Source organism: Polyangium sp. 6x1 (assembly GCF_029946515.1).
In the GTDB taxonomy this organism is placed as follows: Bacteria; Myxococcota_A; Polyangia; order Polyangiales; family Polyangiaceae; genus Polyangium.
In genome coordinates this window covers 164,995-184,869 of sequence record NZ_JARZHH010000004.1, presented here as the reverse complement: position 1 = coordinate 184,869, position 19,875 = coordinate 164,995, and the positions used below count along the sequence as shown (strand labels likewise).

Sequence of the window (19,875 nt, the reverse complement as noted above, 5' to 3'; positions counted from 1 at the left end):
ATCGGGGGACCCCAAACCAAGCCGAAATCCGCCCCTACGCGGTGCCGGCGCTGCCGCCGTAGATCGCCTCCGAGAGGCGGTAGGCCGCGGCTTCGAGCTTGCCGTAGGCGCCGCGCAGATCGCCGCTCGGCGCGTCCTCGTCGAGCAGCTTGCGCAGGATCACGCAGCCCTCCCGCACGCCGGAGAGCGTCGCCTCGTCGACGAGCTCGGCGTACGCCTCGAGGGCCTGCTCGGTCGTGTAGAGCAGGGTCTCGGACTGGTTCTTGAGCTCGGCCCGATCCCGCCGCTTCGTATCTTCCTCGCGGAATTTTTCGGCCTCGCCGACCAGCCGCTCGACCTCGGACGGCGCGAGTCCGCTCGTCGGCGTGACGCGCACCTTCTGCGCGCGCTTCGTACCGAGATCCGTCGCCTCGACGTGCACGATCCCATCCTCGTCGATGTGGAAGACGACCTGGATCTTCGGCACGCCGCGCGGCGCGGGCGGGATGCCCGAGAGCTCGAAGCGCGCGAGGCTCTGGTTGTCGGCGGCCATTTCGCGCTCGCCCTGCAGGACGTGGATCGGCACGTACGTCTGCCGATCGAGGCTCGTCGTGAAGATCTCGCCGCGCGAGGTGGGGACCGTGGTGTTGCGCGGGATGAGCTTGGTCATGACGCCGCCGCCCGTCTCGACGCCGAGCGAGAGCGGCGTGACGTCGAGCAGGAGGATCTCGTCCGCGTGCCCCGAGAGCGCGGCCGCCTGGAGCGCCGCGCCCACGGCCACGACCTCGTCCGGGTTCACGCCCTTGCACGGGTCCTTGCCGAAGAGCTCCTTCACGGCCGCCTGCACCGCGGGCATCCGCGTCATGCCTCCGACGAGCACCACCGTCTGGATCGCGCTCGGCGCGAGCTGCGCGTCGCGGAGGACGTCGCGCGAGACCTCGATCGTGCGCTCGACGAGGTCCTGCGTGAGCATCTCGAGCTCGTTGCGCTGCATCGATCGTTCGAGGTGGAGCGGCGCGCCGTCGGGGCCGACGGCGATGAAGGGCAGGTTGATCTGCGTGTCCAGAGACGAGCTGAGCTCGTGCTTCGTCTTCTCCGCGGCCTCCTTCAAGCGCTGCATCGCCATCCGGTCCGCGCGCAGATCCACGCCGAATTCGAGCTGGAATTCGCCGACGAGCATGTCCATCACGCGCCCGTCGAAGTCCTCGCCGCCGAGGTGCGTGTCGCCGCCCGTCGCCTTCACGTTGAAGACGCCGCCGCTGATCTCGAGGATCGAGATGTCGAACGTGCCGCCGCCGAGGTCGTAGACCGCGATCGTCTCGGAGGCGCCCTTCTTGTCGAGCCCGTACGCGAGCGCCGCCGCCGTGGGCTCGTTGATGATGCGGCGCACCTCGAGGCCGGCGATCTTGCCGGCGTCCTTCGTCGCTTGCCGCTGCGCGTCGTCGAAGTACGCCGGGACCGTGATCACCGCCTCGGTGACCGGCTCGCCGAGGAAACGCTCGGCGGTCTCCTTCATCTGCGCGAGGATCATCGCGCTGACCTCGGGCGGCGCGTACGCCTTGCCGCGCAGATCGACCCACGCGTCGCCGTTCGGCGCGCGCACGATCGAGTACGGCACGAGCGTGGCGGCCCGCTCGACGTCGGGCACGTCGTGCTTGCGCCCCATCAGGCGTTTGACCGCGTAGACCGTGCTCTGCGGGTTCGTCACGGCTTGCCTTCGGGCCACCTGCCCGACGAGCCGCTCGCCGCTCGCGACGATCGCAACGACCGAGGGCGTCGTCCGCGCGCCCTCGGCGTTCGGGATCACCTTGACGTCGCTCGCCGACGACGCCGACGCCACGTCGACGACGGCCACGCACGAGTTGGTGGTCCCGAGGTCGATGCCGACGATCCTTCCCATGCGCGGGCGAGGATATCAAAGACGCGGCGAACGATGGGCCTCGGTAGACCTCCGCGCCGGTTTTGCGTGACGTCCGAGCGAGATCAGCTCGCGACGGCCGCGCCGCCGCCGGGCGGGCCCTTCGAGACGACGACCATCGCCGGACGGACGAGGTAGTCCCCGATGCGATAGCCGGGCTGCACCTCGTGCAGGACCACGCCGGCCGGGTGCTCGGGCGACTCGAGGTGCTGGATGGCCTCGTGTTGCGCGGGATCGAACGGCTGACCGACCGAGACGACGCGATGGATCCCCATCTTCTCCAGCGTGTCGAGGAACTGCTTCAGCACCATCCGCAGGCCCTCGGCCACGGCCTTCGTCTCGGAGGAGCCTTCGGCGTGCACGAGCGCGCGCTCGAAATTGTCGAAGACGGGCAAGAGCTCCTTCACCGTGGTCTCGCGGCCCCGCCGCTGGGCGTCGTCGACCTCGCGCCGCGAGCGCTTGCGGAAATTGTCGAAATCGGCCGCGGTGCGGAGGAGCTGTTCACGCGTCCGGGCGGTCTCGGCCAGGGCGTCCGCGAGGCGCTGCTCGACCGTGGGCGTCGGAGGAGTCGAGGGCTCCGCCGCGGCCGACGGCTGCTCGCCGTTCGTCGCTTCGCTGGTTTGACCGTTCGGATCCTGGGCAGACTTCGTCGTGGACTCGGCTTCGGACATGGGTGCGGGCCACTATAACCTCCCAAGATCGACTGGCAACGGGCCCCGGTCACCTGGCGGCCGAGCCGCGTCGCAAGGAGCGCGCGTGGCATTTGCCCCGGCGGGGCGACCAGCGTAGATCGCCTCGCATGACCCTCGCCCCCGCGTACGGAGCCGAGAGCCCCATCGCCGAGCTGCTCGAGCCCGAAGACCTCCTCCCGCTCGCCGAGCGCAGGCTCGTGGGCAACTACCGCCAGGCCCCGTTCGTCCTCGAGCGCGGCAAGGGCTCCGAGGTCTGGGACACCGAGGGACGTCGTTACCTCGACTTCTGCGCCGGCGTCGCGGTCTGCTCGCTCGGCCACGCGCACCCGCGCCTCGTCGCCGCCATCGCCGAGCAGGCCGCGCGGCTGATGCACGTCTCGAACTACTTCTACAACGCCGAGAACGCGCGCCTCGCCGACGAGCTTTGCAAGAGGAGCGGCATGGACCGCGCCTTCTTCTGCAACTCGGGCGCCGAGGCGAACGAGGCGATGCTCAAGCTCGCGCGCCGCTGGTTCTTCACGAAAGGCGAGCCCGATCGCTACCGCATCATCGCCTTCGACAACGCCTTCCACGGCCGCACGATGGGCGCGGTCGCGCTCACCGGGACGCCGAAATACCGCGAAGGGTTCGGCCCGCCGCTCGCCGGCGTCACGCACGTTCCGTACGGCGATCTCGACGCGGTGAAGGCCGCGATGGGCCCCGACGTCGCGGCGATCTTCGTCGAGCCCGTGCAAGGCGAGGGCGGCGTGATCCCGCCGCCGAAAGGCTTCCTCGCCGCCCTTCGGAGCCTCTGCGACGAGCACGGCGCGCTCCTCTGCCTCGACGAGGTGCAGACGGGCATCGGCCGCACGGGCACCTTCCTCGGCGCGCAGCACGACGGCGTCGAGGCCGACGCGATCGCGCTCGCCAAGGGCCTCGGCGGTGGGTTTCCGATCGGCGCGCTCCTCATCAAGGAGCGGCTGAACGGCGTGCTCTCGCCCGGCACGCACGGCTCGACGTTCGGCGGAAACCCGCTCGCGTCGCGCGCCGCACGCACCGTGCTCGCCGTCCTCGACGAGGAGAAGCTCGTCGAAGGCGCCGTCACCAAGGGCCAGCGCCTCGCCGAGGGCCTCGCGGCGCTCACGAAGGAGCACCCCACGCTCTGCGCCGGACAACGCGGCCGTGGCCTCTTGCAAGGCCTCACGCTCGCGCAAGGCGTCGACACGCGCGCCGTCCTCGGCCGCGCCCGCGCCCACGGACTGCTCCTCACGGTCGCCGGCGCGAGCACGCTTCGCTACACGCCTCCGCTCGTCGTGCGCGAGGCCGAAATCGATGAAGCCCTTGCCATCACGGGCCGTGCGCTCGCGGAGATGAAGCCTTGAAACGTGACTTGACGAGACTCTCGGACCTCGGCGACGGCGGCATCGTCGCCATGCTGGATCGTTCGGCCTTTTTCGCTCGCGCGCGGGGCAAGGCGGAGCATCCGAAGCCGCTCGAGGGCCACGCCGTCGCCCTCCTCTTCGACAAGCCCTCGACCCGCACGCGCCTCTCGCTCGAGGTCGCGACCTACGAGCTCGGCGGCCATCCGATCATCGTCACGCCCGACTCCACGCAGATGAGCCGCGGCGAGCCCACCGAGGACACCGCGCGCGTGCTCGGCCGCATGGTCTCCGCCGTCACGTACCGCACGAGCACCACGGCGCGCTTCGAGGCCATGGCCCGCGCCTGCCGCGCACCCGTGCTGAACGCGCTCACCGACGACGCGCACCCGATGCAGGTCCTCGCCGACCTGCACACGACGCGCGAGGCGCGCGGCCGGCTCGAAGGTCTGCGCATCTGCTGGGTCGGCGACGCGAGCAACGTCGCCCGTTCGTGGATCGAGGCCGCGGGCCTGCTCAAGCTCGACATGACCCTCGCCACGCCGCCCGCCTTCGCCCCGCCCTTGCCCGAGGTCGACGAGGCGCGCGCCCGCGGCGGTCGCATCACGGTGACGACCGACGCGCGCGAGGCCGCGAAGGACGCCGACGTCCTGCTCACGGACGTATGGGTCAGCATGGGGCAGGAAGCCGAGCGCGACTACCGCATCGGCGCGCTCGCGCCTTACCGGATCACGCAGGATCTCGTCTCGCTCGCTTCGCCCGAGGTCGTGGTGCTGCACTGCCTGCCCGCGCATCGCGGCGAGGAGATCGACGCCGACGTGCTCGAAGGCCCGCGCAGCTTCGTGTGGGACGCCGTCGAGTCGCGGCTGCACACGAGCAAGGCGCTGCTCGAATGGGCCGCGCAAGGGCCCGGGTTCGGCCCGCCGCCCTTCGCTGTCGGCCGCGGCGGCGCGGCAGGCTGAGGCTCGACGTTGCGAGCGCTCGGACCCGTCGCCGATCCCGTGCCGTGCTCGGGGTGCGGCAAGCTGCTCGATCCGCTGCGCGCAGGCCACGTCGCGATCTTCGACAGCAAGTTTCACTTCTTCTGCGATCGTCACGGCTGCCGCGCGCATTTCCTCGGCGAGCCCCCCGGCGAAGCCGAAGGCGCGCGCCCCGCGCGGGTCCCACTCTCGCTCTTCGCGCCCCGCAGATCCGAGCCCGAGCCCGCGCGCAGCAACCTCGACGCGCCCATCGTCCCCTTCCACGCGCCTGCGTCGAGCGACGCCGCGCTCCCCGAGCCGCCCGCTCCTTTCGACGATCGGACCCTCGTCGAGCCCATCGCGCACGCCATCCTCACCGAGGAGCCTTCACGTATCGACGTGCCCGAGCCGCGCGACATCGGCGCGCTGCTGCTCGTCATCGCCACGATCGCCGGCACGCTCGCCGTCGCGCTCGGCCTCGCCGGCGACGCGGCTCTCGTCATCGGCGCCCGCATCGTGCTTGCGTCCGTCGGCGCCGGCATGCTCGTCGGCCGCGCCGCCACGACCCCGCGCGAGCCCTCCGATCCGCACCCCGCGCCGATCCTCGCGCCCTCGATCCTCTCGCTCGTCCTCGCGATCGGCGCCGCGCTCCGCGCCGCTCCTTCCCTCGGCGCCGAAGCCGCTTCGCTCGCCGGCATCATCGTCACGGCGACGGCCGTCGGCGCGTGGCTGCTCGAAGGCGCGCGGCACGCCTCCCTCGCCGAACGCGCGTTCGTCGCGCAATCGCTCGCCGTCCCCGGCAGGCGCGCGCCCGAGGACGGCGCGACCGGCGAGATCGCCAAGAACAAAGTCTTCGACCTGTGCCCCGGCGAGCAGGTCCTCGTCGAGCCGGGCGAGGTCGTCCCCGTCGATCTCGTCGTCGGCTCGGGTGAAGTCTTCGTCCTGCCGTGGCTCGGCGCGACCACGCCCGTGCGCAGGCGCTCGGGCGAGCCTGTCGTCGCCGGCGCGAAGGTCGTGCGTGGCAGGCTCCGCGGCACCTGCACGTTCGCCGGCAACGACCGCGCGTTCGCGCGTGTCCTCATCGATCCGCGCCGCCGCGCCGACGCCCTCGCGCCCATCGCGCGCGCCTCGCGTGCCCTCGCCGAACGCTGGTCGCTCGCCGCGCTCGTGACCGGCGCGCTCTCCGCCTTCATCGCCGGCGGCCGCACCTACGTCGAGATCTCGATGACCGCCGTCGCATCCCACGCCGCGCTCGCGACCACGCTCGTCGCGGGCGTCGCCGGCGTGCACGTCGCGCGCGGCATCCTGCACGCGCAGCGCCGCGGCATCGCCTACAAGAGCGAGGGCGCGTGGGACCGCGCGGCGCGCGTCAACGTCGCCGTCTTCTGCGCGCGCGGCACGCTCCTCCTCGGCGAGCCCGAGCTCGCGGAGCTCGAAGCCCCGGGCGGCAAACTCGAACCGCTCGACGTCCTCTCCCTCGCGGCCGGCGCCGAGCGCGGCGAAGAGCACCCGATCGCCACCGCGATCGTGCGCGCCGCCGTGACCCGATCGGTGCGCCCCGACGGCGTGCGCAACGCGCATCATGTCCCTGGACTCGGCGTCACGGCCGTCACGAGCTCGGGCGAGGATCTCTGCGTCGGCAGCCGCGCGCTCCTCCTCGCGAACCGCATCTCGATCGCCGCGGCCGAACAACGCATCGCCGAGCTCGAAGCCCTCGGCCGCACCGTCGTCCTCGTCGCGGTCGGCGCGCGCCTCGTCGGCATCCTCGGCTTGCAGGACGGCCTGCGCCCCGGCGCGCGTGCTGCGGTGCAACATCTTCTCGACGCCCAGATCGAGCCCGTGATCATGTCGGGCGACGCGCGCGAGACGTGCGAGGCCATCGGCCACTCGCTCGACGTCGACCACATCCGCCCCGAGGTTTTGCCGACCGAACGCGCCGCCGAGGTCCGCAGGCTCATCGACGCGGGCATGTCCGTCGCGGTCCTCGGCCATCCAAGCGTCGACGATGGCGCGCTCGGCGCGGCGGACGTCGCGGTCGCGCTCGGCGCGGCGGGCTCGTCGCCGGGCGATCTTTCCGTCGCGCTCGCCTCCGACGACGTGCGTGACGCGGCGCTCGCGCTCGCCATCGCGCACCGCGCGCGCCTCGAAGCGCGCGTGGGGCTCGCGATCGCCGTCCTGCCTGCGCTCGTCGGGGCGATCGCGGTGGCGTTTGGCGTGCTTCCCCCTGCGTATGCGCCGCTCGCCTCGCTGCTCGGCGGGGCGATGGCGGTTTTGCACGTGCGAGCGCTCGATCGCGTGCGAGAGTCTGGGACGACGCGAGGACACACGTGGGAAAACGGCCCAGGCGCCACTTGACGCCCGGAAATTCGGACGGGATAAATGACGCCATGGTCGCGAGCGTGAGGGAGGAAGCCGTGACCCTGGACCGGGCCGCCGTGGATCGCTTGCGGGCTCGCCTCCAGGCGTACATGGCCAAGAAGGGTCTGCGCTCGACGGCGCAACGACGGCTCATCGTCGACACGTTCTTCGAGGGCGCGTCGCACATGACGATCGAGGACCTTCTCACCGAGGTCCGCGCGCGCGACAAAGGCATCGGCTACGCGACCGTCTACCGCACGCTCAAGCTCCTCGCCGAGTGCGGCGTCGCCTCCGAGCGACGCTTCGGCGACGGCCTCAGTCGCTACGAGCTCGCCGACGACGCGAAGGCGCACCACGACCACCTGATCTGCAGCAGCTGCGGCACGATCGTCGAGTTCGAGGAGCCGCGCATCGAGGCGTTGCAAGAAGACGTCGCGCGCCGCTACGGCTTCCACGTCATCTCGCACAAGCACGAGATGTACGGCACCTGCGCCGACTGTCAGAAGAAGGTGTCCTGAGACGATCGCCCCTCTCCAGCATGGGAGAGGGGCTCTGCGAAGAGGCGGGGTTTTACTCGCCGACCTGCGCGACGTAGCTGACGCGCGCGACCGGATCGTAGAGCGGGTTCAGCACCTGCGTAGGCGGCGCGACGAGGCCGGCGTACTGCGTGTTGTCGAGCACCACGTAGTAGAGCCCCGGCGCGAGGCCGAACTTGCGTGTCTGCGCCGGCCCCGGCGCGAGCGGCGCGCCGCCGAGCACCGGCCCCGGCGCCGGCCCGAGCGGCTGACCCGTCTGGTAGCCCTCGCGCCACGGGTCACCGACCATCTTGCTGACGATCATCACGTCGACCGTCGGCCCTTGCACGCTCATCGTCAGGTAGAGCGATTGCCCCGAGCCGACCTCGAACGGGCCGAGGAAGTCGCGCGCGTTGCCGTGGATGTCGACGCTCTCGTTCGCGAACGTGAAGCGCTCGTCGTCCTGCACCTTGAACGGCTTGGCGGGCTTGTTCGGCGGCATGAGGATCCCGAGCGTGAACTCGTTGCCGCGGTCCTCGTTCGCGACGACCGTGAAGCCGCGCGTGAGCTCGCCCGTGATCACCTGGTTGCCGAAGAAGTTCGTCAGCGTGCCGAACGGCGGGATGTTCGAGGCCACGTTGAACGCGGCGTTCTCGATGTACCCGACGCGGAAGTCCGGCCCCGAGATGATGCGGTTCAGCCGTCCCCAGACGTAGATGTCGTCATCGGAGATCGCGAAGTCCGGCCGGAGCTCGATCGTCGCCGACGTCGAGAAGCCGACGCGTTTCGCCGGCATCATGTAGCCGTACCCCGTCCCTGCGAACGTGACGGCCACCGTCTGACGCGCGTCGTCGACGGTGTAGTTGCACGTCATCGGGAAGAAGCGCCCCATCGCCGGGGAGCTCGAGTCGGTCTTCAGGGGTACGCCGATCTTCAGCATCTCCGGGCAGATCCGACTCGCCCCGAAGTTCGAGAAGAGCCACCACCGGAGCTGCGGGTTCGCGTTCACCACCGTGCCGGCGCATGGGCAGCCGGCCACGGCGAAGGAGAGCGCGAGCACGAGCAGGACCAGAAACGCGCCCGCCGGTCGGGCGGACGACTTGCGACGGGATCGCAACACGCGGATTACCATAGCGACAGAGCGGGCGAGCGTGTCCTGGAACCTGCACCAGGAAGCCGGGATCCAGGGCGCGCTCCGTGAAAGGTGGAAGGAGCGGAGAAAGATGCTCCTTGGACGCCCCGGAGGCCCCACTCCCTAAAATCCGGGCACGAATCCGGCACTTCGGAGCCCCGTGGAGGAATTTGCCCGGGATTCGTCGGTCGGATTTGACCTCGCCATCGAGCAGGCCTACAAAAAGCGAAGCAAGCTAGCACAGGGGAGGAAGACGACGAGCCCAGGTGACTCGTAGGGACGGATGCGATCATGAGTGACCTGACGAACCGCTCTCGCAAAATCCTGCTCGCCGTCGTGACCGAGTTCATCTCGACAGGCGCCGCGGTGGGAAGTCGCACGCTCGCGCGCAAGTATGGCCTCGATCTCTCGGCGGCCTCCGTTCGCAACGTGCTCGCCGATCTCGAAGAGGCCGGGTACCTGAAGCAGCCGCATACGTCCGCGGGCCGCATCCCCACCGATCGCGCGCTGCGCCTCTTCATCGACACGCTCGTCCAGGCGCGCGCCTACAGCCCCGAGGAGCAAGCGAAGCTCGGCCAACGTTTCGCCGAGATCTATGCAGTCGCGACAGACCCGATGCGCGAAGCCGGGCGGTATCTGTCCGAGCTCTCCGGCACGGCCGCGGTCATCGCCTCGCCGCGCACCGAGCTGCGCGCGCTCTCGCAGCTCCGCTTCATCCCGACGCGCCCCGGCCAGCTCCTCGCCGTGCTCGTCTTCTCCGACGGCAGCGTCGAGAACCGCTTCATCCAGATCGAAGAGGTCCCCGCCGAGCCGGAGCTCACGCGCATCCACAACCTGCTCGCCGACGTCATCGAAGGCCGCTCGCTCGGCGAAGCACGCGACCTCTTCGCGCGCCGCCTCGCCGACGAACGCATCGCGCTCGACGCCCTGCGTCGTCGTGCCTTCGAGCTCGGGAGCCGCGCCACCGCCGACGTGAACCGACGCGGCGGCGACGTCGTCATCGAGGGACAGGGCAAACTGATCGATCTGCCCGAGTACGCCGACGCGTCGCGCTTGAAGAAGCTGCTCTGTGTGCTCACCGAGCGCGAGGATCTGCTGAAGCTGCTCGACAAGGTCATCGCCGCGGGCGCGGTCACGGTGTTCGTCGGCAGCGAGGCCGGCGAGCTCGGCGAAGGCGATCTCAGCCTCGTCGTCGCGCCGTACACCGAGCATGGACGTGTCGCCGGCACGGTCGGCGTGCTCGGTCCGACGCGCATGGACTACGCGAAGGTCATGCCCCTCGTCGACGCGACGGCCACCGCGATGAGCGAGGCGCTCGGCGGAAGGCGCGGATCATCCTGAAGCGCGCAGCCGCTCGAGCACGCTCTGAAAATCCTCGGGCGGAGGTTCTTCGAAAAAGACATCGTCGTCCGACTGCGGGTGGATGAACCCGAGCTCGGCCGCGTGCAGCATGAGCCGCGGCGCGTCGATGCGCGTGCCCGCGTAGTTGCGCACGTACACGTTCTCCCCGACGATCGGATGTCCCGCCTCGGAGAGGTGGATGCGGATCTGATGCGTCCTTCCCGTCTCCAGCCTGCACGCGACGAGCGTCGCGCCGCGCAAACGTTCGAGCGGCTCGACGTGCGTCACGGCGAGCTGACCTTCGCCGCGTCGCTCTCCTTCGTCGAGCGATCCTCGCAGCCCGTCGCCGCGATCCGCGACGAGCCGTGATCGAAACGTCTGCTTGCGGATGTCGCCGTGCACGATCGCCAGGTAGACGCGACGCACCGAGTGCTCGCGGAACTGCTGCGTGAGGTGCTTCTTCGCCGCGAGCGTGCGCGTGAAGACGAGCAGGCCGCTCGTCGCCTTGTCGAGCCTGTGCACGATGCCGAGCGGCGCGCGCCCGCGGATCCGATCGCGCTTCGCGAGCAGATCACGCACGAGCGCGTCGAGCGTCTTCTCTCGCTCCGCGGGCGACTCGTCCCCGAACGGGATCGTCGAGATCCCCGCCGGCTTTCGCACCACGACGACGGCCGGATCCATGTGCACCACGAGCTCCTCGCCGATCTCCGCGAGGCGCGCGACCTTCCGCGAAGGCGCGCGCGGGTGCCGCGTGATCTCCGCGCCGGCCCGCGTCTTGCGCGTCGGATCGAGGATCTGCGTCCCGTCGACCGCGATCTTTCCGGTCTCGATGAGCCTTCGCGCGTCGGACCAGGACACGGCGGCGAGCGTCCGGACGACCCCGTCGAGCGGACGCCCCCCGAGGTCGGGCGGGACGACCCAGGTCGCGTCGGGCGAACCGAGCGCGCTCGCGGGCTGGCCGGCGGGCGGAGGAGTGCGAGGCGAACCACGCACGGCGGCGCGGGGGCGGTTACGGGGCGGGGGACGCGAGGACATGCAGGAAATCAGCGGGGAGGCGGACCAACCTTGCGCTCACGATGACGTGCCGCGCATGAATACGCCGCTCGATTTTTCCTCGCGGGCCTCGACTGCGCTATGCTCGCGCCGCTCTTCGGAGCATCGTTCGATCGTGGGCGCTCGACATTGCACGCCGCATGGGGCGCCCGCGGCGGAAAATCATCCGGCTTGTTGACACGCTGCGCGCGCGAGACCGAAGATAGCGCGAAAGGCAGCCCCAGCGGCGCTTTACCCCAGAGGAGACCGTTCCGTGGCCAGCACCATCCTCGCCGTCGACGACAGCGTGACCATGCGCAAGGTCCTCGAGATCACGTTTGCGGGTCCCGAGTTTCGCTGCGTCACGGTCAATGGGCACGACGCGGCCCTGGAGAAGCTCAAGACCGAAAAACCTGCCCTCGTGATCGCGGACGTCACGCTCGAGGGCAAGAGCGGTTACGACCTCTGCAAGGCGATCAAGCAGGCGTCGCCCGCGACCCAGGTCTTGATCCTGTCGTCCAAGCAAAACCCCTACGATCAGGCCAAGGGCTCGGCGGCCCAGGCCGACGACCACGCCGACAAGCCGTACGACAGCACGGCGATGATCGACAAGGTCAAGAAGATGCTCGCGTCGCCCGCGAAGCCGGCCGAGGCCCCGAAGGCCGCCGCGCCGGTCGCGTCGCCGACCCCGGTCCCCGTGGCCGCCGCCGCCGCCAAACCCGCCGCGGCCGTGCCTGCCGCCGCTGCGGCCGCGCCGCCCCAGCGCGCCAAGACGATGCTCTACAACCCGGGCGGCGTGAACGCCGGCCTCCCGGGCGCGCCCGCCGTCGCCGCGAAGCCCGAGCCCGCGCTCTCCAAGACGGACGTCTCGGCCAAACCGGCCACGGCGGCAGCCGCCGCGGTGAACGGGGGTCAGATGGCCGCGCGCCTCGAGGAGATGGGGCTGACGCCCACGCAGATCGAAGGCGTGCTCGCGCTCTCGCGCGAGGTCGTCGAGCGTGTCGTGTGGGAGGTCGTCCCCGTCCTCGCCGAGACGCTCATCAAAGAAGAGATTGCCCGTTTGACGAAGTGACGACGGGGGCCTTCCCAGGCCCCCCTGACGTTGACTTCCCCGCCCTCTCGTTCGTCGGGGCCTCGTGCATGTTGCCGCGGTGTGGCAATGTGCTTGCCCCCGATGAGCACCGCTGAACTCGCAAAAGCTTACGAGCCGAAGGACGTCGAACCCCGCTGGTACGCCTACTGGGTCGAGCACGACGTCTTCGCCGCCAACCCCGATCCGGCGGATACGCGACCCGTGTACGTCCTGCCCATGCCGCCCCCGAACGTGACGGGGTCGCTGCACATGGGGCACGCGCTCTTCGTCACGCTCGAAGACGTCCTCACCCGCTGGCATCGCATGCGCGGGTTCAACACGCTCTGGCAGCCCGGCATCGATCACGCGGGCATCGCCACGCAGACCGTCGTCGAACGTCAGCTCCGTCGTGAAGGCAAGAGCCGCCACGACCTCGGCCGCGCGGCGTTCACCGAGCGCGTCTGGCAGTGGAAGGCCGAGAGCGGCGGACGCATCGCGCTCCAGCAGCGCGAGCTCGGCGCGAGCGCCGACTGGCCGCGCAGCAAGTTCACGATGGACGCGGACATGTCGCACGCCGTGCGCGAAGCGTTCGTGCGTCTCTACGAGCAGGAGCTCATCTACCGCGACACGCGCCTCGTGCACTGGGACTGCGAAGCGCAGACCGTGCTCTCGAACCTCGAGGTCGAGAACGAAGAGGCGAACGGCGAGCTCTTCGAGTTCGCGTATCCGGTCGCCGGCGGTGAAGGCGAGCTCGTCGTCGCGACGACGCGCCCCGAGACGATGCTCGGCGACACCGCGGTCGCAGTTCATCCCGACGATCCTCGGTACAAGCACCTGCACGGCAAGTTCCTCGATCACCCGTTCGTCGATCGGAAGGTCCCGATCATCACGGACGCGATCCTCGTCGATCCCAAGTTCGGCACGGGCGCCGTGAAGGTCACGCCCGCGCACGACTTCAACGATCACGAGACGGGCAAGCGCCACAAGCTGCCGATGATCTCCATCATGAACAAGGACGGCACGCTCAACGCCGAGGCGGGGCCGTTCGCGGGCATGGAGCGCTTCGCCGCGCGCAAGGCCGTGAAGAAGGCGCTCGAAGAGAAGGGCCTCGTGCGCGGCTCGAAGAACCACGCGCTCGTGCTGCCGCGCAGCGAGCGCAACGGTTCGATCGTCGAGCCGATGATCTCCACGCAGTGGTTCGTGAAGATGAAGCCGCTCGCGGGCCCGGCGCTCGCAGCGGTTCGTCACGGCCACACGAAGATCATCCCCGAGGACTGGACGAAGACCTACGAGCACTGGATGACGAACATCCTCGACTGGTGCATCTCGCGCCAGCTCTGGTGGGGCCACCGGATCCCGGCGTTCTACTGCGACGCCTGCAATCACCTGATGGTCACGCGCGAGGATCCGACGGCGTGTGAGAAGTGCGGCAGCGACAAGCTGCGCCAGGACGAGGACGTGCTCGACACGTGGTTCTCGAGCGGGCTCTGGCCGTTCTCCACGCTCGGCTGGCCGAACGACACGGACATGCTCCGCAAGTTCTACCCGGCGAGTGACCTCGAGACTGGCTACGACATCCTGTTCTTCTGGGTCGCGCGCATGATGATGATGGGCATCCACTTCATGGGCGCGCCGCCCTTCAAGCGCATCCTCTTGCACGGCATGGTCGTCGACGAGACCGGCGACAAGATGAGCAAGGTGAAGGGCAACGTGATCGATCCGCTCGACCTCGTGCACGGCTCGACGTTCGACGCGGTCGTGGAGAAGACGCTGCCCGGCGCGCCGCGCGAGGAGTCGCTGAAGAAGTTCAAGAAGGCCTACCCCTCGGCCTCGCAGATGGGCGCGGGCTTCTCCGCGTACGGCGCCGACGCGCTGCGTTTCACGCTGAGCACGTACTCCCCGCAGGCGCGGCGCATCCCGCTCTCGCCGAAGAAGATCGAGGGCAACCGGCACTTCTGCAACAAGATCTGGAACGCGGTGCGTTACGCGCTGCCGTACCTCGAAGGCGCGCGCGTCGGGCGCGAGCCGCCGAAGGCGACGACGCGGACGAACCGCTGGATCCTCTCGCGGCTCGGCGCCGCGCTGGAGACGACGAAGCGCGGGCTCGACGAGTTCCGCCTCGATGACGCCGCGCTCGCGCTCTACCACTTCTTCTGGGGCGAGCTCTGCGACTGGTACCTCGAGCTCACGAAGCCCGTGCTGAACCCGAGCGCGGGCGCCGTGCCGGGGCCCGAGCAGGACGAGACGAAGGACGTGCTCGCGTACGTGATCGAGGCGTCGATCCGCGCGCTGCACCCGTTCATCCCGTACATCACGGAGGAGCTCTGGCAGCGGCTGCCGCGTCCGTCGGACGCGCCGAAGTCGATCGCGCTCGCGGCGTACCCGGAGCCGGGCACCGTGCCTCGCGACGCGGACGCCGAGCGCGAGATGGGCGTCGTGATGGCCGTGATCTCGGCGGCGCGAACGATCCGCAGCGAGCACGAGGTGCACCCGGGCGCCGAGGTGCCGCTCTTGCTGCGCGCGGAGGGCGAGGCGCTGCTGTCGCTGCTCCGCGCCGAGGCGCGCGCGATCAAGACGCTCGTGAAGACCGCGGCGGAGCCGGGCATCGAGGTGCGCGGCGCGGCGCGTCCGAAGGGCGCGGTGATGAGCGTGGCGTCGGGCGTCGACGTGCTCGTCGACCTGCGCGGCCTCGTCGAGGGCGCGAAGGAAGCGGCGCGGATCGAGCGCGAGATCAAGAAGACGGAGAAGGACGTCGCCGCGCTGGAGAAGAAGCTCTCGCTGCCGAGCTTCGCGGACAAGGCGCCGCCCGAGGTCGTGGCCGAGTCGCGCAATCAGCTGGAGGAGCTGAAGAAGAAGCGGGCGGCGCTGGAAGAGGCCAAGAGTTTGGCGGCGGAGCTCGGATGAACAAGGTATCGTTTGTCCAGGGAGGCCCCGGGATGAACGAGCCCGCGCACAAGCTCGAGCACACGTTCGCGGAGTACGTGGCGTACGACGAGGCGAGCGAGACCAAGCACGAGTTTCTCGACGGCGAGATCTACGCCATGGCGGGCGGCACGGGCCGGCACTCGCTGCTCACGACCGCGATGAGCGGCGAGCTGCGTGTCGCGCTCCGCGGCCGCCCGTGCCGCGTCTTCAGCCCTGACATGCGCCTTCGCGTGCAAGAGACGGGACTCGCGACCTACCCCGACGTGGCCGTCGTCTGCGGCAACATCTCGTACGATCCGGAGAGCACGACCACGTACACGAACCCGATCGTCCTCGTCGAGGTCCTCTCCCCGAGCACCGAGAGGTACGACGGGATCTTGAAGTGGGATCACTACCGGCGCATCCCGACGCTGCGCGAGTACGTGCTCGTCCGCCAGAATGAGCCCTGGATCTCGCTCTACACGCTGAACGACAGCGGTACGTGGACGTTCAGCGACGTGCGGCCCCCTGAGCCCCTCGTACTGCCCTCGCTCGGGATCGTGCTCTCGCTCGACGAGATCTACCGCGGCGTCTTCGACGACTGAGGCCCTAGGCTCCCCACCAGAGCATCTCGTGCACCTGCATCTGCCCCTGGATGCTCACGATCACCCGTAGTTTGTCCCCGTCCGTCTCCACGACGTGCGCCGGGAACGAGTCCGCCGGATAAAACGCGCTCTTCACGAACCCCTTCGTGTCGAGCCAGAACAGGTGCACGCCCTCGGGCGTCGGCCCGTGCATCAAGAGCATCCGCCCGCCGCCGAGCCACACGAAGTCGAGCCACTTGAAGCCGAGCTCGGTGAAGCGCTCCGCCGACGGGAAGTCGTCGCCCACGTCGCGCAGCTCCGGCAGGTGCGCGCGCAGGTGCTTGTAGAGCAGGTCGTACCGAACCTTCGCGAGCCGCGGCATCCGCCGGTCCGGCGGCGCGATCACGGGCAACGCGTCCGCGTCGAACGTCGGCACCTCCACGTGCGTCCGGTAGCGATCGACGAGCCGCGGGTGCTCGATCTCGTCCTCCGACAGCGCCTTCAGCCACCAGCCGAAGATCGAAAGATCCCCCGTGCCCGCGCGTGACGTGAGCCGCACGAGCGACTCCCAGAGCGGCCTGCGCACCTGCCACACGCCCCCGTGGTTCTTCACGACGCACGCGCCCACGTAGAGCGCGCCGTGCGTCACGAACTGCACGAGGAACGGCGGTTCTCCTTTCCCCTGCGGTTCGAGCCACGCGTCGCGCTTCTCGCGCGTGAGCTTCGCGCCGAGCCGATGCACCGACGCGTCCGAGAAGTCGAGCACGAGGTCCGGCGCGCCGAGGACCTTCGGCGCGAGGTGCGCGAACGTCTCGGCGATCGCCTCGATCTGCCCGAAGATTGCCGGGTTCCCGGCCGGGTTTGCGTCCTCGGTTCGAGCCTTCGCCAGGTCGAACCGGACGTCCTTCGGGTAGTACGGCTGGAAAAACCTGGCGAAGAGGAGCTCGGGCGTGAGTTTTTCGGCGCTCATGGAGGGAGGAGGGCGAGGCGGGCGCGCTCAGAACATCTTCTTGCGCTTCGACGACGACAGGATGCCGAGCATCTCGCGGTACTTCGCGACGGTCCTCCGCGCGATGCGGATGCCGTCCTGGTCCTCGAGGATCTTCACGATCGCCTGATCACTCAGCGGGTTCGACTTGTCCTCCGCCGCGATGATCTTCTTGATCGCCTGTTTCACGCTCTCCGAGGCGATGTCCTCGTCGGCGACGCGGTGGATCGACGAGTTGAAGAAGTACTTCAGCTCGAAGAGCCCCTGCGGCGTGTGCACGTACTTGTTCGATGTCACGCGCGAGATCGTCGACTCGTGCATCCCCACACTCTCGGCCACGTCGCGCAGGATCATCGGCTTCAGGTAGGCCACGCCTCGCTCGAGGAAGTCCTTCTGCTTCTCGACGATGCACTCGGTCACCTTGATGATCGTCCGCCGCCGCTGCTCGATCGCGCGGATCAGCCATTGCGCCGAGCGCAGCTTCTCGCTGATGAACTCCTTCGCCTTCGGGTCCTTCAGCATCCGCTGCGCGAGGCCCTCGTTGATGAAGAGCCGCTGCAGACCCTTGTCGTTGTCCGTCACGACCCACAGGTCGCCGTCCTTGATGACGTAGACGTCCGGGGTGATGGCGATCGTCTTGTCGTCGACCTCGGCGAAGTTTCGCGCCGGGACGCTCTCGAGCTTCTGGATCTCCTGGACCGCCTCGTAGACCTCTTCCAGGGAGATCTTCAGGGCCTTCGCGATCGCCGGAAAGTTGCGCCGCTCGACGTTGTGGAGGTGGTCCTTGATGATGGCCATCTCGACCGCGTCGTAGCCGAGAACCTCCGCCTGGATGCGCAGGCACTCCGACAGGTCCCGCGCCGCGACCCCCACCGGGTCGAAGCGCTGGAGCATGGCGAGCACCTCCGGCGCGTCCTCCGGGTTGAGGTCCGCCTCGTTGGCGAGGTCGTCGAGCGTCAGGTCGGGCCGCTTCGTCCCGTCCGGGTTCTCCCCGCCCGACATGTCGAGGTAGCCGCGCTCGTCCAGGTTGCCGATGACGAGCTCGGCGAAGCGACACTCGTTCTCCACGAAGTCGCTCATCTGGAGCTGCCAGAGCAGGTGCTCCTGCAGGCTCAGGTTCCGGGTCAGGTTTTGCTCGATCGGCGGCAGCTCCTCGAAGCCGCCGCGCTGGGAGGGCATCGCCTGCTGGAGCTGGCGGTTCTCGAGGAACTGCTCCCAGTCGACCTCCTTCACCCGTTTTTCCGTATCTCGCATGGCGAGATCGGTGTCGGAGTGCTCCGAGTTCGCCCGTTCGAGGGTCATGTTCGACCGACCGTCGAGGTCCTGCCCCTCCCGGTTCGTCGCCCCCGAGGTGTCCCTCGACTTCGCGGACACCGATTCGCCCGAGTCGTCGGCGAGCAACGGGTTGCCGTCGAGCTCCTTGCGGATTTCCTCTACGAGTTCGAGCCGCGACAGCTGTAGCAGCCGGATCGCCTGCACCAGCTGCGGTGTCATCACCAGCTGCTGGGACAGCTTGAACTGGAGCTTCATCTCCATGGCCATCGAGAGCTCCTACCTGGTCGAACACCCTGGGACCCCCACGCCTCCGTCGGCGTGGGGGGGAGGTTCGGGCCGACTACATGCCCGGTACCGCATCCCACCCTAGCACTGAAACCGGTCTCGGCCCGAGTCTTGCTTTGTCTCGTCAACAAACTCCTGGTTCAAAAATTGCGCATCCCCAAGCCCCCCCACAAGCCTTGCCACAAAGTGTTGTGAAACACAATAACTGGAGAGGCTCCCTCGTGCCTCGGGAAATTCCTGAGGGCACCCTCACGCAGGGATGGACGTGAGGCCAGGCCCATGATGTTGTACGAGCAGCCCAGCTCACGCGCTGTGCTGTCAGACAGGGGGGTGCCATGGGTTCGCAGGAAGGCGAGTCACAAACCACGACAACCAAGCCGAGCGTTCGCGCGCTCGAAATCCTCGAGCGCGGGAGCCTGCGCGGCCTCCCCGAGCCCACACGCCGCGCCTTGCTCGACGGCGGCAAGGTCGAGCGCCTCGCCCGCCGCCAGCGCCTCGCCCAGCAAGGCGAGCCAGCGTTGGCTCTCTTCCTTCTTGGCAAGGGTCGCGTGAAGCTCGAGCGCGCAGGCAGCGGGCACGTCTTCCCGGTCGGTCACCGTGGCCCAGGCGACCTCGTCGGAGAGGCCGCGCTCACAGGCAACCTCGCTCCGGAGCACGCCATCGTCGCCGACGAGGCCGAGGCGCTCGTCCTCCCGGCAGCCTTCGTTCGTCAGCTCACGACCACGGACACGGTGCTGCAAGCCGCCGTGGCACGGGCGCTGCTCGAAGGGCAGCGCGCCGCGGAAGACCGGCTCGCCTCTCTCCTCGTGCGCAGCGTCCGCGCGCGTCTCGTCGAGCTCCTCCTCGACGGGCTCGAACGCTGGGGCGAACCCCACCTCCACGGCCTTTCGCTCTCCGCGCCCTTCACCCACGCCGATCTGGCGAGCCTCATCGGCTCCACGCGCGAGACGGTCACGCTCGAGCTCGGCAAGTTGCGCCGCGCCAAGCTCATCGAGCTCGACAGGCGCCGGATCGTCATACCCGACCGCGACGCGCTTGCGCGGTTCGGCGAGACGCAGTGATGCGACGGACGAGCGGGAAGATGCCCGAACGCGGAGCGGCGCGCCGCTGCGAACGCGCGCCGAAGACCGCGTCGAGGAGCCGCTCGAACGGATAGGGCTTGACGATCACGTCCGTGAGGTCCGCGGCCTCGTGCCGCGGCAAGGGCTGGCTCGTCGTGACGATCACCCGGTGCGGCACGTTCCCGTGTGCACGCATTTGCTGCAGGATCTCGACGCACTTCGGCGACGAGCTCGAGAGATCGATGACCGCGACGTCGTACGTCCGGTGCCCGAGCTCCGCGAGCGCCTCGTCGAGCGTCGCCGCCTTCGTCACCTTCGCGCCGCGATTCGTGAGCAAGAGCGCCGTGGCCTCACGCATCAGTTGTTCTTCATCCAAGAGCAGGATCGTCGGTACGTTGAGCATGGCGCCGCGGCATCTTGCA

Annotated in this window: 16 protein-coding genes; 9 read left to right on the top strand and 7 right to left on the bottom strand. The window is 69.2% G+C overall.

Annotated elements, in window-relative coordinates:
* Window positions 1–34: 34 nt before the first annotated feature.
* Both dnaK and grpE read right to left on the bottom strand, forming a co-directional pair.
* Window positions 35–1,879, bottom strand: coding sequence for a molecular chaperone DnaK (gene dnaK, locus QHF85_RS07020; RefSeq protein WP_281326289.1), 1,845 nt, complete (start codon window positions 1,877–1,879; stop codon window positions 35–37).
* An 83-nt stretch (window positions 1,880–1,962) separates the two neighbouring features.
* Window positions 1,963–2,568: a nucleotide exchange factor GrpE gene (gene grpE, locus QHF85_RS07015; protein WP_281326288.1), complete on the bottom strand. Its 606-nt coding sequence runs from the start codon at window positions 2,566–2,568 to the stop codon at window positions 1,963–1,965.
* Between the two features lie 128 nt (window positions 2,569–2,696).
* Here grpE and QHF85_RS07010 point away from each other — a divergent pair, with 128 nt between their 5' ends.
* From QHF85_RS07010 to QHF85_RS06995, 4 genes are all read left to right on the top strand, one after another.
* A complete protein-coding gene (locus tag QHF85_RS07010; protein WP_281326287.1) occupies window positions 2,697–3,950 on the top strand; it encodes an aspartate aminotransferase family protein in 1,254 nt (417 codons plus the stop codon).
* Window positions 3,947–4,909, top strand: coding sequence for an ornithine carbamoyltransferase (argF, locus tag QHF85_RS07005; protein WP_281326286.1), 963 nt, complete (start codon window positions 3,947–3,949; stop codon window positions 4,907–4,909). The genes QHF85_RS07010 and argF overlap by 4 nt, the downstream gene beginning before the upstream one ends.
* Before the next feature lie 9 nt (window positions 4,910–4,918).
* Window positions 4,919–7,261 carry an HAD-IC family P-type ATPase gene (locus QHF85_RS07000; protein WP_281326285.1) on the top strand — a complete coding sequence of 781 codons (2,343 nt, stop codon included), beginning with the start codon at window positions 4,919–4,921 and terminating at the stop codon, window positions 7,259–7,261.
* A gap of 65 nt (window positions 7,262–7,326) precedes the next feature.
* Complete coding sequence (locus QHF85_RS06995) at window positions 7,327–7,782, top strand: transcriptional repressor (RefSeq protein ID WP_348652720.1); 456 nt, start codon at window positions 7,327–7,329, stop codon at window positions 7,780–7,782.
* 52 nt (window positions 7,783–7,834) lie between these two features.
* On the opposite strand, the gene QHF85_RS06990 is transcribed toward QHF85_RS06995, so the two are convergent.
* A complete protein-coding gene (locus tag QHF85_RS06990) occupies window positions 7,835–8,899 on the bottom strand; it encodes a hypothetical protein (RefSeq protein ID WP_281326283.1) in 1,065 nt (354 codons plus the stop codon).
* 303 nt (window positions 8,900–9,202) lie between these two features.
* Here QHF85_RS06990 and hrcA point away from each other — a divergent pair, with 303 nt between their 5' ends.
* Window positions 9,203–10,252: a heat-inducible transcriptional repressor HrcA gene (hrcA, locus tag QHF85_RS06985; RefSeq protein WP_281326282.1), complete on the top strand. Its 1,050-nt coding sequence runs from the start codon at window positions 9,203–9,205 to the stop codon at window positions 10,250–10,252.
* Here the strand turns inward: hrcA and QHF85_RS06980 are convergent.
* On the bottom strand, window positions 10,244–11,245 hold the full coding sequence (locus QHF85_RS06980) for an RluA family pseudouridine synthase (protein WP_281326281.1): 1,002 nt from the start codon (window positions 11,243–11,245) through the stop codon (window positions 10,244–10,246). The two genes, hrcA and QHF85_RS06980, sit on opposite strands and share 9 nt — an antisense overlap.
* Window positions 11,246–11,558: 313 nt before the next feature.
* Between QHF85_RS06980 and QHF85_RS06975 the strand changes: the two genes are divergently transcribed.
* The 3 genes from QHF85_RS06975 (at window position 11,559) to QHF85_RS06965 (ending at window position 15,865) form a co-directional block, all read left to right on the top strand.
* Entirely contained in the window at window positions 11,559–12,356 is a 798-nt protein-coding gene (locus QHF85_RS06975) for a response regulator (protein WP_281326280.1), read from the top strand.
* Window positions 12,357–12,458: 102 nt separating this feature from the next.
* On the top strand, window positions 12,459–15,260 hold the full coding sequence (locus QHF85_RS06970) for a valine--tRNA ligase (RefSeq protein ID WP_281326279.1): 2,802 nt from the start codon (window positions 12,459–12,461) through the stop codon (window positions 15,258–15,260).
* 32 nt (window positions 15,261–15,292) lie between these two features.
* Window positions 15,293–15,865, top strand: a complete 573-nt coding sequence (locus QHF85_RS06965; protein ID WP_281326278.1) for a Uma2 family endonuclease — start codon at window positions 15,293–15,295, stop codon at window positions 15,863–15,865.
* Window positions 15,866–15,869: 4 nt separating this feature from the next.
* Here the strand turns inward: QHF85_RS06965 and QHF85_RS06960 are convergent, their stop codons facing one another.
* Together QHF85_RS06960 and rpoN are read right to left on the bottom strand one after the other, a co-directional pair.
* Window positions 15,870–16,814: a hypothetical protein gene (locus QHF85_RS06960; protein ID WP_281326277.1), complete on the bottom strand. Its 945-nt coding sequence runs from the start codon at window positions 16,812–16,814 to the stop codon at window positions 15,870–15,872.
* A 27-nt stretch (window positions 16,815–16,841) separates the two neighbouring features.
* Window positions 16,842–18,374, bottom strand: a complete 1,533-nt coding sequence (rpoN, locus tag QHF85_RS06955; protein WP_281326276.1) for an RNA polymerase factor sigma-54 — start codon at window positions 18,372–18,374, stop codon at window positions 16,842–16,844.
* A 353-nt stretch (window positions 18,375–18,727) separates the two neighbouring features.
* Here rpoN and QHF85_RS06950 point away from each other — a divergent pair, with 353 nt between their 5' ends.
* Window positions 18,728–19,453, top strand: a complete 726-nt coding sequence (locus QHF85_RS06950; protein ID WP_281326275.1) for a Crp/Fnr family transcriptional regulator — start codon at window positions 18,728–18,730, stop codon at window positions 19,451–19,453.
* Here the strand turns inward: QHF85_RS06950 and QHF85_RS06945 are convergent.
* A complete protein-coding gene (locus tag QHF85_RS06945) occupies window positions 19,407–19,856 on the bottom strand; it encodes a response regulator (protein ID WP_281326274.1) in 450 nt (149 codons plus the stop codon). The two genes, QHF85_RS06950 and QHF85_RS06945, sit on opposite strands and share 47 nt — an antisense overlap.
* Between the last annotated feature and the right edge of the window lie 19 nt (window positions 19,857–19,875).